Raw genomic sequence first — 14558 nt, forward strand, 5'->3', positions numbered from 1 at the left:
TATGTCGCTGGCAAAAGCGTCCTTATGGACGGCGGCCAGTACACTGGTCAAGATTGGTGCCGGGTTGCTGGTCGGTAAGTTGCTGGCGGTGTCATTTGGTCCGGCTGGGCTGGGGCTGGCGGCAAATTTCCGCCAGTTGATTACCGTGCTCGGCGTGCTCGCTGGGGCGGGCATCTTTAACGGCGTAACGAAATACGTTGCCCAGTACCATGATAATCCGCAGCAGCTACGCCGCGTGGTCGGCACTTCATCAGCGATGGTGCTTGCCTTCTCTACGCTGATGGCGCTGGTTTTTGTGCTGGCGGCTGCCCCAATCAGCCAGGGATTGTTCGGTAATACCGACTATCAGGGGCTGGTGCGATTGGTTGCACTCGTACAGATGGGGATCGCCTGGGGCAACCTGCTGCTGGCGCTGATGAAAGGTTTTCGTGATGCCGCCGGTAATGCCCTGTCGCTTATTCTCGGCAGCTTGCTTGGCGTTACTGCCTATTACGTCAGTTACCGTTTGGGCGGTTATGAAGGGGCGTTGCTGGGACTGGCGTTGATTCCTGCGCTGGTGGTGATTCCTGCCGTCATCATGCTAATTAAGCGTGGTGCAATCCCGTTAAGCTATCTGAAACCCAGCTGGGATAATGGTCTGGCAGGGCAGTTGAGCAAATTTACGCTCATGGCGTTGATTACGTCGGTGACCTTGCCCGTTGCTTACATCATGATGCGTAAACTGCTGGCGGCGCAGTATAGCTGGGATGAAGTGGGCATCTGGCAAGGGGTGAGCAGTATTTCCGATGCCTACCTGCAATTCATTACCGCCTCTTTTAGCGTGTATTTACTGCCCACGTTGTCGCGGCTAACGGAAAAGCGCGATATCACCCGGGAAGTGGTGAAGTCGCTGAAATTCGTCTTACCAGCAGTGGCGGTGGCGAGTTTTACCGTCTGGCTGCTGCGCGATTTTGCCATCTGGCTGCTGTTATCGAATAAATTTACCGCTATGCGCGATCTCTTTGCCTGGCAGTTGGTGGGCGATGTGTTAAAAGTGGGTGCTTATGTCTTTGGTTACTTGGTGATCGCCAAAGCGTCGCTGCGGTTTTATATCCTGGCGGAAGTCAGCCAGTTCACTTTGTTGATGGTATTTGCCCACTGGTTGATCCCTGCGCATGGTGCGCTGGGCGCGGCGCAGGCTTATATGGCAACGTATATCGTCTATTTCTCTCTTTGTTGTGGCGTGTTTTTACTCTGGCGTAGGCGGGCATGACTGTACTGATTCACGTACTGGGATCGGATATCCCTCACCATAACCAAACCGTTTTACGGTTTTTCAACGACGCGCTGGCCGCAACGAGCGAGCACGCGCGCGAGTTTATGGTTGCTGGCAAGGACGACGGCTTAAGTGACAGCTGTCCGGCACTTTCTGTGCAATTTTACCCAGGTAAAAAATCCCTGGCAGAAGCGGTCATCGCAAAGGCGAAAGCTAACCGGCAGCAGCGATTTTTCTTCCACGGTCAGTTCAACACCACGCTGTGGCTGGCGTTGCTGAGTGGTGGTATCAAACCCAGCCAGTTTTACTGGCATATCTGGGGGGCAGATCTCTATGAGGTCTCCAGCGGGCTGAAATTTAAACTGTTTTACCCTATCCGCCGGCTGGCACAAAAGCGAGTTGGCTGCGTATTTGCTACTCGCGGTGATTTGAGCTTTTTTGCTAAAACGCATCCTAAGGTGAGGGGCGAACTGATTTACTTCCCGACGCGGATGGATCCATCTCTCAATACGATGGCGAACGATCGGCAACGTGAAGGGAAAATGACCATTCTGGTGGGGAACTCCGGCGATCGCAGCAATGAACACATTGCCGCCTTAAATGCTGTTCATCAGCAGTTTGGCGATACGGTAAAAGTGGTGGTGCCGATGGGGTATCCGCCCAATAACGATGTGTATATCAACGAAGTTCGTCAGGCGGGGCTGAAATTGTTCAGCGAAGAAAATCTGCAAATTTTGAGCGAAAAACTGGATTTTGACGCCTATCTGGCGCTACTTCGCCAGTGCGATCTCGGCTACTTTATTTTTGCCCGCCAGCAGGGCATTGGTACTCTGTGCTTGTTGATTCAGGCAGGCATTCCCTGCGTACTTAACCGGGAAAACCCATTCTGGCAAGATATGACGGAACAACATTTACCGGTGCTGTTTACCACTGATGATCTCAACGAGGATATTGTGCGTGAAGCGCAGCGCCAGCTGGCGTCGGTGGATAAAAACAACATTGCCTTCTTTAGCCCGAACTATCTGCAAGGCTGGCGGCGGGCGTTGGCTATTGCCAGCGGGGAGGACGCATGAGCCTGTTGCAATTTAGCGGCCTGTTTGTTGTCTGGCTGCTTTGCTCACTGTTTATTGCTACGCTGACCTGGTTTGAGTTTCGCCGCGTGCGCTTTAACTTCAATGTCTTCTTTTCATTGCTGTTTTTGCTCACCTTTTTCTTTGGCTTTCCGCTGACCAGCGTGCTGGTATTTCGCTTTAATGTCGGCGTTGCGCCGCCAGACATTCTCCTTCAGGCGCTACTTTCTGCTGCTTGCTTCTACGCGGTTTACTACGTCACCTACAAAACCCGCCTACGCAAACGCGTTGTCGATGTACCGCGCCGCCCGCTGTTTACCATGAACCGTGTGGAGACCAATCTCACATGGGTGATCCTGATGGGCATCGCGCTGGTGAGCGTCGGCATCTTCTTCATGCATAACGGTTTTTTGCTGTTCCGGCTTAACTCCTACAGCCAGATCTTCTCCAGTGAAGTCTCTGGCGTGGCGCTAAAACGCTTCTTTTACTTTTTCATCCCGGCGATGCTGGTGGTCTATTTTCTGCGCCAGGACAGCAAAGCGTGGCTGTTTTTCCTCGTCAGCACGGTCGCATTTGGTTTGCTGACTTATATGATTGTCGGCGGTACTCGCGCCAATATCATCATTGCATTCGCTATCTTTCTGTTTATCGGCATTATTCGCGGCTGGATTTCGCTGTGGATGCTGGCGGCGGCAGGCGTGCTGGGGATTGTTGGTATGTTCTGGCTGGCGCTAAAACGCTATGGAATGAACGTGAGCGGCGATGAGGCGTTCTACACGTTTCTCTATCTCACCCGCGACACCTTCTCGCCGTGGGAGAATCTGGCGTTGCTGTTGCAGAACTACGACAACATCGACTTCCAGGGGCTGGCGCCGATTGTCCGCGATTTCTATGTCTTTATTCCTTCCTGGTTGTGGCCGGGACGGCCGAGCATGGTGCTGAATTCTGCCAACTATTTCACCTGGGAAGTGCTGAACAATCACTCCGGGTTGGCAATCTCGCCTACGCTTATTGGTTCACTGGTTGTTATGGGCGGCGCGCTGTTTATTCCTCTGGGGGCGATTGTGGTTGGTCTGATCATTAAGTGGTTCGACTGGCTGTATGAGCTGGGCAACCGCGAAACCAATCGTTATAAGGCCGCGATATTGCACAGTTTCTGCTTCGGGGCGATCTTCAATATGATCGTGCTGGCGCGTGAAGGGCTGGATTCGTTTGTCTCACGCGTGGTCTTTTTTATCGTGGTCTTCGGCGCATGTCTGATGATCGCAAAACTGTTGTACTGGCTTTTTGAAAGCGCCGGACTCATTCATAAACGCACAAAATCATCGCTCCGGACGCAGGTTGAAGGATAACAATGAATAACAACACCACGGCACCGACCTATACGCTGCGTGGCTTACAGTTGATCGGTTGGCGTGATATGCAGCACGCCCTCGATTATCTGTTCGCTGAAGGGCAGCTTAAGCAGGGAACGCTGGTTGCCATTAATGCCGAAAAAATGCTGACCATTGAAGATAATGCTGAGGTCAGGGAGTTAATTAACGCTGCCGAATTTAAATATGCTGATGGCATCAGCGTTGTACGTTCAGTGCGTAAAAAGTACCCACAGGCGCAGGTTTCCCGTGTTGCCGGGGCCGATCTCTGGGAAGAGCTGATGACGCGCGCAGGCAAAGAAGGGACGCCAGTATTTCTTGTTGGCGGTAAACCTGAAGTGCTGGCGCAGACCGAAGCTAAACTGCGCAACCAGTGGAATGTGAATATCGTTGGCAGTCAGGATGGTTATTTTAAACCCGAGCAGCGTCAGGCGCTGTTTGAACGAATTCATGCCAGTGGAGCGCAAATCGTCACCGTTGCGATGGGATCGCCAAAGCAGGAGATCTTCATGCGCGACTGCCGTCTGGTGCATCCAGATGCGCTGTATATGGGCGTTGGCGGGACGTATGATGTCTTTACTGGCCATGTGAAACGCGCGCCGAAAATCTGGCAAAAACTGGGGCTGGAGTGGCTCTATCGCCTGCTTTCGCAGCCAAGCCGCATTAAACGCCAGCTTCGTTTACTGCGCTATTTACGCTGGCACTACACCGGCAACCTCTGATTTTCCTCTCTCTGTAAAGCGACGGAGTGGTCACTCCGTCACCTGTCTGCCGTTTTATTACACAAAGCATCCAAATTTTTAATGCTTCATTTGCCATTTCTTCTAAATTACGAAAACATTCGCAACACTCGATGTACCCATAACGATAACCGGTAACACCGGAAAAACATGCAAACACAACACGAGGATTTATGGCAGATAACAAACCAGAGCTACAGCGTGGGCTGGAAGCTCGACATATCGAACTCATCGCCCTGGGGGGCACCATTGGCGTCGGCTTGTTTATGGGGGCCGCCAGTACCCTGAAATGGGCCGGGCCATCCGTATTGTTGGCCTATATCATCGCCGGGCTGTTCGTCTTTTTCATTATGCGTTCAATGGGCGAAATGTTGTTCCTCGAACCGGTTACTGGTTCTTTCGCCGTTTACGCACATCGTTATATGAGCCCGTTCTTTGGCTATCTCACCGCCTGGTCTTACTGGTTTATGTGGATGGCTGTGGGGATTTCAGAAATCACCGCCATCGGCGTCTACGTCCAGTTCTGGTTCCCGGAGATGGCACAATGGATACCAGCATTGATCGCGGTGGCGCTGGTGGCGCTGGCAAATCTGGCGGCGGTGCGGTTGTATGGCGAAATCGAGTTCTGGTTCGCGATGATCAAAGTCACCACAATCATTGTGATGATCGTCATTGGCCTGGGCGTGATTTTCTTTGGTTTTGGCAATGGCGGGCAGTCGATTGGTTTTAGCAATCTCACAGAGCATGGCGGTTTCTTTGCGGGTGGCTGGAAAGGCTTCCTCACCGCCTTGTGTATCGTGGTGGCGTCCTACCAGGGCGTGGAGCTGATTGGCATCACCGCCGGTGAAGCGAAGAATCCGCAGGTGACGTTGCGCAGTGCCGTAGGCAAAGTGCTATGGCGAATCCTGATTTTCTACGTAGGCGCGATTTTCTATCTTCCCGTGGAATGAAATAGGCAGCAACGGCAGCCCATTCGTACTGACTTTCGCCAAAATCGGCATTACCGCAGCGGCGGGCATTATCAACTTTGTGGTGCTGACGGCGGCTCTCTCTGGCTGTAACAGCGGCATGTACAGTTGCGGACGTATGCTCTACGCGCTGGCGAAAAACCGCCAGTTACCGGCGGCGATGGCGAAAGTTTCCCGTCACGGCGTACCAGTTGCGGGTGTGGCGGTATCAATAGCCATTCTGTTGATTGGTTCATGCCTGAATTACATCATCCCCAATCCACAGCGTGTGTTTGTTTACGTCTACAGTGCCAGCGTGCTTCCGGGGATGGTGCCATGGTTTGTGATTTTGATAAGCCAACTGCGTTTTCGTCGTGCGCACAAAGCGGCGATTGCCAGCCATCCGTTCCGCTCCATTCTGTTCCCGTGGGCCAACTACGTAACAATGGCATTCCTGATTTGCGTTTTGATCGGCATGTACTTTAATGAAGATACGCGTATGTCGCTGTTTGTTGGCATCATCTTTATGCTGGCGGTGACGGCGATTTATAAAGTTTTTGGGCTTAATCGCCACGGTAAAGCGCATAAACTGGAGGAATAAGCAGCAAAATGCACAAACCGTAACCAAACGCGCATTTTATTTAAAAAGGGACTAGACAGAGGGGTGCGAAGTCCGTATTATCCACCCCCGCAACGGCGCTAAGCGCCCGTAGCTCAGCTGGATAGAGCGCTGCCCTCCGGAGGCAGAGGTCTCAGGTTCGAATCCTGTCGGGCGCGCCATTTAGTCCCGGCGCTTGAGCTGCGGTGGTAGTAATACCGCGTAACAAGATTTGTAGTGGTGGCTATAGCTCAGTTGGTAGAGCCCTGGATTGTGATTCCAGTTGTCGTGGGTTCGAATCCCATTAGCCACCCCATTATTAGAAGTTGTGACAATGCGAAGGTGGCGGAATTGGTAGACGCGCTAGCTTCAGGTGTTAGTGTCCTTACGGACGTGGGGGTTCAAGTCCCCCCCCTCGCACCACGACTTTAAAGAATTGAACTAAAAATTCAAAAAGCAGTATTTCGGCGAGTAGCGCAGCTTGGTAGCGCAACTGGTTTGGGACCAGTGGGTCGGAGGTTCGAATCCTCTCTCGCCGACCAATTTTGAACCCCGCTTCGGCGGGGTTTTTTGTTTTCTGTGCATTCCATCACTCTCCCTTCGCAATAAACGCCCGTGGTTAATCATTGCCAAACGGTATTATTTCGCCCTTAAATTCATCGAAGGACGACTTCAGGCAAGGAGCGACTATGCTGCAACAGGTTCCAACGCGTGCTTTTCACGTAATGGCGAAACCGAGCGGTTCAGATTGTAATCTGAACTGTGACTACTGTTTTTATCTCGAAAAACAATCCCTTTACCGCGAACAACCTGTCACGCATATGGACGATGAAATGCTGGAAGCGTATGTCCGTCACTATATCGCTGCCAGCGAACCCCAAAACGAAGTGGCATTTACCTGGCAGGGCGGCGAACCAACGTTACTCGGGCTGGATTTTTACCGTCGTGCAGTGGCGCTACAGGCGAAATATGGTGCTGGCAGGAAGGTAAGTAACAGCTTCCAGACTAACGGTGTGCTGCTTGATGAAGAATGGTGTGCATTTCTGGCAGAAAATCATTTTCTTGTTGGGTTATCGCTGGATGGCCCGGCTGAGATCCACAATCAATATCGCGTGACTAAAGGTGGCAGACCAACGCATAAGCTGGTGATGCGCGCACTTAAACTACTGCAAAAATATCACGTTGATTATAACGTGCTGGCGTGCGTTAACCGCACCAGCGCGCTGCAACCGTTGCAGGTTTATGACTTTTTGCGTGATGCGGGCGTGGAGTTCATCCAGTTTATTCCTGTAGTGGAGCGGCTGGCGGATGAAAAATCTGCCAGCGACGGGCTAAAATTACAGGCGCCTGGTGATATTCAGGGGGAACTGACAGAATGGTCAGTGCGCCCCGATGAATTTGGTGAATTTCTGGTGGCGATATTCGACCACTGGATCAAACACGACGTCGGCAAGATTTTCGTGATGAATATCGAATGGGCGTTTGCCAATTTTGTCGGTGCGCCGGGTGCGGTTTGCCATCATCAGCCAACCTGTGGACGTTCGGTGATTATTGAGCACAACGGTGACGTTTACGCCTGCGATCACTTTGTTTATCCGCAATATCGGCTGGGGAATATGCTTCAGCAGACCCTCGCAGAAATGGTAGATTCCCCGCAGCAGCAGGCGTTTGGTGAAGATAAATTTAAGCAGTTACCGGCGCAGTGTCGCAGTTGTAACGTGTTAAAAGCGTGCTGGGGAGGCTGCCCGAAACACCGCTTCATGCTCGATGCCAGCGGCAAACCGGGACTGAATTATTTGTGTGCCGGGTATCAGCGTTATTTCCGCCATCTATCGCCATATCTTAAAGCAATGGCTGATTTGCTAGCGCACGGTCGCCCGGCCAGCGACATTATGCAGGCACATTTGATGGTGGTGAATAAGTAAAAAAGCGGCCATTTGGAGGCCGCCTGCGGTTGATTGCCGGATGCGATGCTGACGCATCTTATCCGGCCTACAGGACGCTGCAATTTATTGAATTTGCAAGGTTTGTAGGCCGGATAAGGCGTTCACGCCGCATCCGGCAAGGTCAGTGTGGCCCGATGTAGCGATAGCGCCGGCTTAGTCAGATTTAATCTGCGCGCGTGGCGGATATTTTTTCAGGATCTCCATATACGCATGCATTTCGGTCTGTAGCGGTACTCCCATCGGAATATGGCGCACGCCGATGGAGTCGCTTTCCTGCGGATCGGTATAGAGATTAAATACCGCAGAGCCCGCCGTTTGCATTACTGTACCGGTGAATCCTCCCTGATATCCGCTCTGGGTATAGGCATATGGCTGCTGAATAAGAACATGATATTTGAACTCATCCATACGCACAGCAGCGAGTTTACCGTTGAGGAAGTAGTGCTCGGCCTTACGGTTAGACTGACCATTTGTTCCCAGGAAGAAGGATGTCTGATCCACGCCATCGATAAAGGTGGTTTTCGGCACTAAATTTGCCACTTTCGCCCCAGGATGACCAGCCAGATCCAGCGCGGTAGGGAAGAGATCTGCCAGATCGACAATACCGTCAGATTTACGCGGTTGGATCATCCCTTTCCAGTAAACGAAAGTCGGTACGCGAACGCCGCCTTCCCAGGTCGAACCTTTAGAGCCACGAAACGGTGTGCGACCGTGCGGCGGCACTTCGGCTTCCGGGCCGTTATCGGAGGTAAAGACAATCAGCGTGTTATCGAGCTGACCGTTTTTCTCCAGTGCTTTATACAGGTTGGCGAACACATCGTTCATCTCAACCATACAGTCGCCGTAAGAGGTGCGCGCCGGAGAACTTCCCGCATATTTTGCGTTCGGGTAGTTATCAAAGTGACAGCCGCGAGTACCGTAATAGAGGAAGAAAGGTTTGTCGCTTTTCGCCATTTTGTCGAGGAACTTAACGCCATATTCCATCCAACGCTGATCCAGATCTTCCATATATTTCGGCGTAATGTCGGCAATGGCTTCCTGTTCACCGCCGCGCACCGCATGAACGTCATCTTTACTGAACGGCAGTTTTTTGATGTATTCAGAACGATCCGGGCTCAGGGCGACTTCCGGGTTTACGTGAACATCACGCCATTCGGTATACATATCGGACACTGAGTTGAAGCCACGGAAATCATCAAAGCCGACGTTCTGTGGCTGCGACTCTTTGTTTTCCCCCATGTGCCATTTCCCGATGGCCTGGGTGACATAGCCTTGATCATGCAGCAGTTGCGGTAGTGTCGTTAACCCTTGCAGACCGCCAGGTTGTCCGTACATCGGCGGCATCAAAATGCCGTGGTGGATGGAATACTGTCCAGTGAGAATCGTTGCGCGGGTTGGTGAAGAACTGGGTTGTGAATAAGCAGACGTTAAAATCAGCCCCTGGCTGGCAACGGCGTCAATATCTGGCGTTGGGTTACCTACTGCCACGCCGCCGCCGTTAAAGCCAACGTCCATCCAGCCTACATCGTCCAGCAAGAAAACAACCACGTTCGGTTTCTTGCCGGTTTTTTTCTCAAGTTCCGCCAGTTTCTGCTGGGTTTCTTTATCCTGCGCCGGGTGCTGCATTACCGGCATCATATTATCGGCAATTTGGGTTGCTGGTTTAACCAGATATTGATTTGGGTGATCGTAACCAGAAAAACCCTCGCGCGCGGTGGCAGTTGACGGGGTATCTGCTGCACTGACCATAAAGGGAATAGCAGTGGCAACAGCAATAACAAGACGTTTGGGTGAAAACGAAATTTCCATGTGAAATGCTCCGGTTTCCTGTCATCAAAACGACGACGTAATTAAGCATTGATAATTGAGATCCTTCTCCCTGATAAAATAGTTATATAAATAATTTATGGAAATATATTATTTATATACTGTGGGAATGTATATGAATATCAGGAGAGCATTTTCAATCCTACCTCCAGCGTGGCGGATATGTAAGGCTGGTTTATTATATATTATTGATTATTTATGCTGTTTTTATTTTGAATTCAATTAATATTTATATTGCCTATTTAACGACTTTAATTATTCATGAAATATATAATCGCGGCTGCCAGATTTGAGATAACATTCACCAATGTAATTATTGCAAGTGCATGAAAACAGGGTACAGAATTGTCTCATAACAAGTATTAAAGGATGTTATTTCCAGGGTCAGTGTGGCATAATAATTGGGTAGATGCTCATTCCATCTCTTATGTTCGCCTTAGTGCCTCATAAACTTAGGAATGACGCAGAGCCGTTTACGGTGCTTATCGTCCACTGACAGATGTCGCTTTTGCCTCATCAGACACCATGGACACAACGTTGAGTGAAGCACCCACTTGTTGTCATACAGACCTGTTTTAACGCCTGCTCCGTAATAAGAGCAGGCGTTTTTTTATGTATCAGAAAGCCCCCGGAGGTGCTTGCCTCCGGGTGAGAGAGAACTATTGCGGCGGGTTGTTCTGTAAGGTCAGCATTAAACCGTCGCGGCGCATCGCTGCGGCTTCTTCCGGCTTGTGCAGTCTGTCCAGCACGTCGGCAAGCCATGCATAATCATAGGCGTCCGGGCGTTGTTTCAGCGCCGCACGGAAGGCGAGGGATGCTTCCTGCCATTCGCCATGTTTCATCAGCGACTGACCCAATGTGCTCCATAACAGCGGGCGATCGCCCACGTTTTTGATCTGTTGGCGCAGCACTTTTTCCAATTGTTCTGGATTGTTGGTTTTCAGGCGTGGGATCGGCAGCAGCAAACGATCGTCATACTGGTGTTTCAGGCCGTCGATGATAATTTGCTGGGCGGTGTCATGGTCATCACACTCAATAAGATGTTCCGCCATTGCCACCTGCAACGCCACCTGATGACGCGTTTTCCGGCTTTGATTTTTCCACCAGTTACGCAAGCCTTCACTACCGTCATCAGCCCGCGCCTGATCCATCAGACCAATCCATGCCTGTTGTTCCAGTGCGGCGCGGTGTTCTTCATCGCTAACGTGGGCTTTCGCCATTGATGGGATGATGTCCAGTAGCGAACTCCATGCGCCCGTGCGGATATAAGCCTGTTCAGCCAGACGTAATACTTCTGGATGGCGTGGCGTTACTTCCAACAACTTATCCACGCCGTGGCGTGCTGCATGGTTTTCATTACGCGCCAGTTGCAGGCGAACGCGGGCGATTTCTACCGGAATGGTATCATTGCCCGCCAGTTCCGCCGCGCGTTCCAGATGCTGATTGGCGCGCGATTCATCACCACGCTGTTGCGCGGCTTCGGCAGCCAGCAAATAGTTCACTACGGGTTGCTCAGCATGATCGGCATTTTTCGCCATCAGCTTTTCGACTTGCTGATAATCACCTTCCGCCAGTTTCAGCAGCGCCTGTTCGGTCTGTTTACGCGCGCGGCGACGTTTACGCCCGACAAACCAACCGCGAGTGTGCGCGCCTGTGCGGAAAATCCGTCGCAGTAACCATTCGATAGCAAACAGCACCACCATAGCCAGAATCAAAATGATTGCCAGTCCCGTGACGCTGGTTTCGATATTGTAGTTATCCGTCTGGATCAGTACGTAACCCTGATGTCCGGCAATCATTGGGCCAACGACGATGCCTGCAATCAGCAACACAAAGAGCAATAACACTTTTAGCATGGTTATTCTCCTTGCGGCGCGGCTGCCGGTGTATCAGCTTGCGGTGCAGGTGCAGCCTCCGCTACTGGTGTTACTGGTTGCGCCAGCAGATTGCGCACGCGAGTCTGCATCAGTTTTTCCAGCATTGCCTGGCTTTGCAGGGTTTCCGGGAGATCCATCGAGATATTTTGCTGACTTAACTGATCCACCTCGTCGAGGAACGCTTTGGTGGTGGCATCGTCAGTATCGTAGTAAGCACGTACCCAGGTGGAGACGTTCTCCAGCGCCTGGCGGTAAGTCTCTTGCTGATGACGTGGTACAGCTTGTGCCGCGACCAGCAGGCGAGAGCGAATATTTTCGCGCAGATAGATATCCTGATTCGGTGCTAACAGCGGTACGGCGGTGTCATCACGACGGCGAATCGTAATGAAGTTGTCCATAAAGTTCTGCCAGCTTTTTTGCAGATTTATGCGCCATTCGCTGATGGAGCTGGAAAGCTCTTCACCATCGGAATCCATCGGCGAACCGTCGCTATCATTATCGGCCAGACGCAGGTTATCAACCTGATTAGAAAGCTGATTCAGCTTGAGGATGATGCCGTCATAATCTACCTGCGAGACCGCAGAAAGGCTGGCGATATCATCGGTAATTGCCCGGCGAACGGTAATAAGACTTGGGTCATTCATATCCGCCAGGCTGGCGTCTGCGCTTTTCAGCAATGCCGCAGCGGTAGTGACGTCCTGATCGCTCCACAACTTACGTCCGGCGAGCTTCACAAGGAAATCAGCCTGCGCCAGTAGCCAGGTCTTGGCATCACTACCTGAGATAGTGGCGACCTTTTGTTGAACTTCATCCAGCTGTTTGGCCAGCGTTTCCTGCTGACGATTTGCCTGCTCTAGCTGTGTAGCCTGTTGCTTGATGATGCTTTCCAGCTCGGCTTTTTGGCTCTCCTGGGCTTTTTGCAGAGCCGCGAGTTGGTTAGCCAGAACATCACTGGTGGTCGTCTGATTGACGGCCTGTTGTTTACCCCAGCCATACAAACCGACACCTGCAGCCAGAGCAATAGCGATAGCCACCGCACTTAAAATCAGAGCAGTACTGTTATTACTCTTTTTTTCTACTGTGACAGATTGTGGCGTGGTGTCCACGACCTCCCTGGTCTCTTCAACCACGGCGGAGGTTTTTTCTTGTTCCGTCATTATGGCTTCCTGTTATGAGAGTTATTGTAATGCCCGTAAAAGCGCATCGTTGTCTGCGTTATCGGCGACCTTAATATCTTGCCAGCCCAGTTCCCGGGCGAGTTTCGCCAGACGCTCGCTGACGACCAGTAGTCGACAGCGTAGTAACCAGTGCTCACGATACCATCGTGGAATCAGCGACCAGAGCTGTTGCAGCATTTCACCGCTGGTAACAACGATCGTTGTCACTTCGCGAGTTTGCCAGCGCATCGCTTCTTCTGCACCATCGTAATGAATGGCGCATCGTTGATAACATTCGCAAAAAATGACTTCAGCACCGCGTGCCGTCAGGGTGTCCCCGATCAGCTCACGACCGCCGTTGCCACGTAAAATTAGCGCACGTTTGCCTGCAATATTTTGTAATTCAGGTAATTGTAGCAAGACTTCGCTGATTTCCCGATCCTGCGGATAACGAACTTCGTGTCTGCTCACGGTATGCAGCGCCAGTGCAGTAGTGCGACCAATGGCGAAATAAGCGGGTAGGGCGGGCCACTGGAGACCTTGCTGATGCAGTTGCGACTGTGCAAAAGCAACGGCATGTTGCGAAAGGGCAAATAGTAGATCTCCTTCGCTCAGTGCCGCCAGCTGGTCGGCAAGTTGTGGCAGTTGCCGACCCGGAGAAAACTCAATCAGCGGAAAATGCCAGGCCACCTGTCCCAGTGCGCGCAGACGGCTCACTAACTCTTCTCCTGCGGGAGATGGGCGGGTGACCAGGATACTCATGCTGGCGCATCTCCGCTGTAAACTTCGGCGAGGATCTCGCGCGCGCCGTTATTCAGTAGCTCTTCCGCCAGCGAAATGCCCATTTGCTCGGCAGCCTGCGGCGAGCCACGGCGCTCACCGCGAATAATCTGCGAACCGTCCGGTGCGCCAACCAGCGCACGCAGCCAGATTTCGCCATTGATAAGTTCGGCATAGCTACCAATCGGCACCTGACAACCGCCTTCGAGGCGGGTATTCATGGCACGTTCGGCGGTGACGCGCAGCGCCGTTTCGTGGTGATTCAGCGCGGCGAGTACCTCGCGGGTGCGCGAATCATCCAGGCGGCATTCAATGCCTACTGCACCTTGTCCTACTGCTGGAAGAGAAACTTCAGGCGGCAGCGCAGCACGAATGCGAGACTCCAGCCCTAAACGTTTTAAGCCAGCCACAGCAAGAATAATGGCATCGTATTCGCCATTATCCAGTTTACTCAGACGAGTACCGACATTGCCGCGCAGAGAACGGATAATGAGATCCGGACGGCGTTCAGCCAGTTGGCACTGGCGGCGTAAGCTGGAAGTACCGACGATGCTGCCTGCGGGTAACGCATCCAGACTGTCATAGTTATTGGAAACAAAGGCATCGCGAGGATCTTCGCGCTCGCAAATGGTGACCAGCCCCAGACCTTGCGGAAATTCAACCGGCACATCTTTCATCGAATGCACGGCGATATCGGCACGGTTTTCCAGGAGCGCGACCTCCAGCTCTTTCACAAATAAGCCTTTTCCGCCAACCTTCGCCAGTGGCGTATCAAGAATCACATCGCCGCGCGTCACCATCGGCACCAGTTCAACCACCAGCCCTGGATGGCTCGCCATCAACTTGTCTTTGACATAATGTGCCTGCCAGAGTGCAAGTGGGCTTTGGCGTGTGGCAATTCTTAAAACATTGTCTAACATGCTTGTTACCGTCATTATCATCCATGGTCCATCCTAACATCCTTGCCGGAGCGATGTCAGTGTTGTGG

Annotated in this window: 10 protein-coding genes, 4 tRNA genes and 1 pseudogene; 10 read left to right on the forward strand and 5 right to left on the reverse strand. The window is 52.0% G+C overall.

Annotated elements, in window-relative coordinates; genetic code table 11:
• Nucleotide 1 precedes the first annotated feature (1 nt).
• The 10 genes and pseudogenes from wzxE to RGV86_RS12970 all read left to right on the forward strand — a co-directional run bounded on the left by wzxE (nt 2) and on the right by RGV86_RS12970 (nt 7908).
• Nucleotides 2–1252 (forward strand): lipid III flippase WzxE, encoded by a 1251-nt coding sequence (wzxE, locus tag RGV86_RS12925; RefSeq protein ID WP_085461499.1) that lies wholly within the window; start codon nt 2–4, stop codon nt 1250–1252.
• A complete protein-coding gene (rffT, locus tag RGV86_RS12930; protein WP_000217207.1) occupies nt 1249–2328 on the forward strand; it encodes a TDP-N-acetylfucosamine:lipid II N-acetylfucosaminyltransferase in 1080 nt (359 codons plus the stop codon). Before wzxE ends, rffT begins: the two co-directional genes overlap by 4 nt.
• Entirely contained in the window at nt 2325–3677 is a 1353-nt protein-coding gene (gene wzyE, locus RGV86_RS12935; protein WP_085461500.1) for an ECA oligosaccharide polymerase, read from the forward strand. The genes rffT and wzyE overlap by 4 nt, the downstream gene beginning before the upstream one ends.
• A 2-nt stretch (nt 3678–3679) precedes the next feature.
• The gene (gene wecG / locus RGV86_RS12940; RefSeq protein ID WP_085461501.1) at nt 3680–4420 is read left to right on the forward strand and encodes a lipopolysaccharide N-acetylmannosaminouronosyltransferase; all 741 of its coding nucleotides are present in this window, start codon (nt 3680–3682) and stop codon (nt 4418–4420) included.
• Between the two features lie 191 nt (nt 4421–4611).
• Nucleotides 4612–5986 (forward strand): annotated as a pseudogene (thrP, locus tag RGV86_RS12945) (bifunctional threonine/serine APC transporter ThrP).
• A 102-nt stretch (nt 5987–6088) separates the two neighbouring features.
• Nucleotides 6089–6165: transfer RNA gene (locus tag RGV86_RS12950), tRNA-Arg, on the forward strand.
• Nucleotides 6166–6223: 58 nt separating this feature from the next.
• Nucleotides 6224–6299, forward strand: a tRNA-His gene (locus RGV86_RS12955).
• 20 nt (nt 6300–6319) lie between these two features.
• Nucleotides 6320–6406, forward strand: a tRNA-Leu gene (locus RGV86_RS12960).
• A 42-nt stretch (nt 6407–6448) separates the two neighbouring features.
• Nucleotides 6449–6525, forward strand: a tRNA-Pro gene (locus RGV86_RS12965).
• A 147-nt stretch (nt 6526–6672) separates the two neighbouring features.
• Nucleotides 6673–7908, forward strand: coding sequence for an anaerobic sulfatase maturase (locus RGV86_RS12970; RefSeq protein WP_085461502.1), 1236 nt, complete (start codon nt 6673–6675; stop codon nt 7906–7908).
• 174 nt (nt 7909–8082) lie between these two features.
• Here the strand turns inward: RGV86_RS12970 and aslA are convergent, their stop codons facing one another.
• The 5 genes from aslA to hemC form a co-directional block, all read right to left on the reverse strand.
• The gene (gene aslA / locus RGV86_RS12975) at nt 8083–9738 is read right to left on the reverse strand and encodes an arylsulfatase AslA (protein WP_000406040.1); all 1656 of its coding nucleotides are present in this window, start codon (nt 9736–9738) and stop codon (nt 8083–8085) included.
• 677 nt (nt 9739–10415) lie between these two features.
• Nucleotides 10416–11612: a protoheme IX biogenesis protein HemY gene (gene hemY, locus RGV86_RS12980; RefSeq protein WP_000921807.1), complete on the reverse strand. Its 1197-nt coding sequence runs from the start codon at nt 11610–11612 to the stop codon at nt 10416–10418.
• Nucleotides 11613–11614: 2 nt separating this feature from the next.
• Nucleotides 11615–12790, reverse strand: a complete 1176-nt coding sequence (hemX, locus tag RGV86_RS12985; protein WP_000139132.1) for a uroporphyrinogen-III C-methyltransferase — start codon at nt 12788–12790, stop codon at nt 11615–11617.
• Between the two features lie 21 nt (nt 12791–12811).
• Nucleotides 12812–13552 carry a uroporphyrinogen-III synthase gene (gene hemD, locus RGV86_RS12990; RefSeq protein WP_085461503.1) on the reverse strand — a complete coding sequence of 247 codons (741 nt, stop codon included), beginning with the start codon at nt 13550–13552 and terminating at the stop codon, nt 12812–12814.
• Nucleotides 13549–14490, reverse strand: coding sequence for a hydroxymethylbilane synthase (hemC, locus tag RGV86_RS12995; RefSeq protein WP_085461504.1), 942 nt, complete (start codon nt 14488–14490; stop codon nt 13549–13551). Before hemC ends, hemD begins: the two co-directional genes overlap by 4 nt.
• Nucleotides 14491–14558: the final 68 nt, after the last annotated feature.

The organism is Escherichia ruysiae (genome assembly GCF_031323975.1).
Lineage (GTDB): Bacteria > Pseudomonadota > Gammaproteobacteria > Enterobacterales > Enterobacteriaceae > Escherichia > Escherichia ruysiae.

Coding starts and splice junctions, on each gene's coding strand:
- RGV86_RS12970 (WP_085461502.1), top strand. CDS start 6,673: ATGCTGCAACAGGTTCCAACGCGTGCTTTTCACGTAATGGCGAAACCG.
- hemX (WP_000139132.1), bottom strand. CDS start 12,790: ATGACGGAACAAGAAAAAACCTCCGCCGTGGTTGAAGAGACCAGGGAG.
- aslA (WP_000406040.1), bottom strand. CDS start 9,738: ATGGAAATTTCGTTTTCACCCAAACGTCTTGTTATTGCTGTTGCCACT.
- wzyE (WP_085461500.1), top strand. CDS start 2,325: ATGAGCCTGTTGCAATTTAGCGGCCTGTTTGTTGTCTGGCTGCTTTGC.
- rffT (WP_000217207.1), top strand. CDS start 1,249: ATGACTGTACTGATTCACGTACTGGGATCGGATATCCCTCACCATAAC.
- hemC (WP_085461504.1), bottom strand. CDS start 14,490: ATGTTAGACAATGTTTTAAGAATTGCCACACGCCAAAGCCCACTTGCA.
- hemD (WP_085461503.1), bottom strand. CDS start 13,552: ATGAGTATCCTGGTCACCCGCCCATCTCCCGCAGGAGAAGAGTTAGTG.
- wzxE (WP_085461499.1), top strand. CDS start 2: ATGTCGCTGGCAAAAGCGTCCTTATGGACGGCGGCCAGTACACTGGTC.
- hemY (WP_000921807.1), bottom strand. CDS start 11,612: ATGCTAAAAGTGTTATTGCTCTTTGTGTTGCTGATTGCAGGCATCGTC.
- wecG (WP_085461501.1), top strand. CDS start 3,680: ATGAATAACAACACCACGGCACCGACCTATACGCTGCGTGGCTTACAG.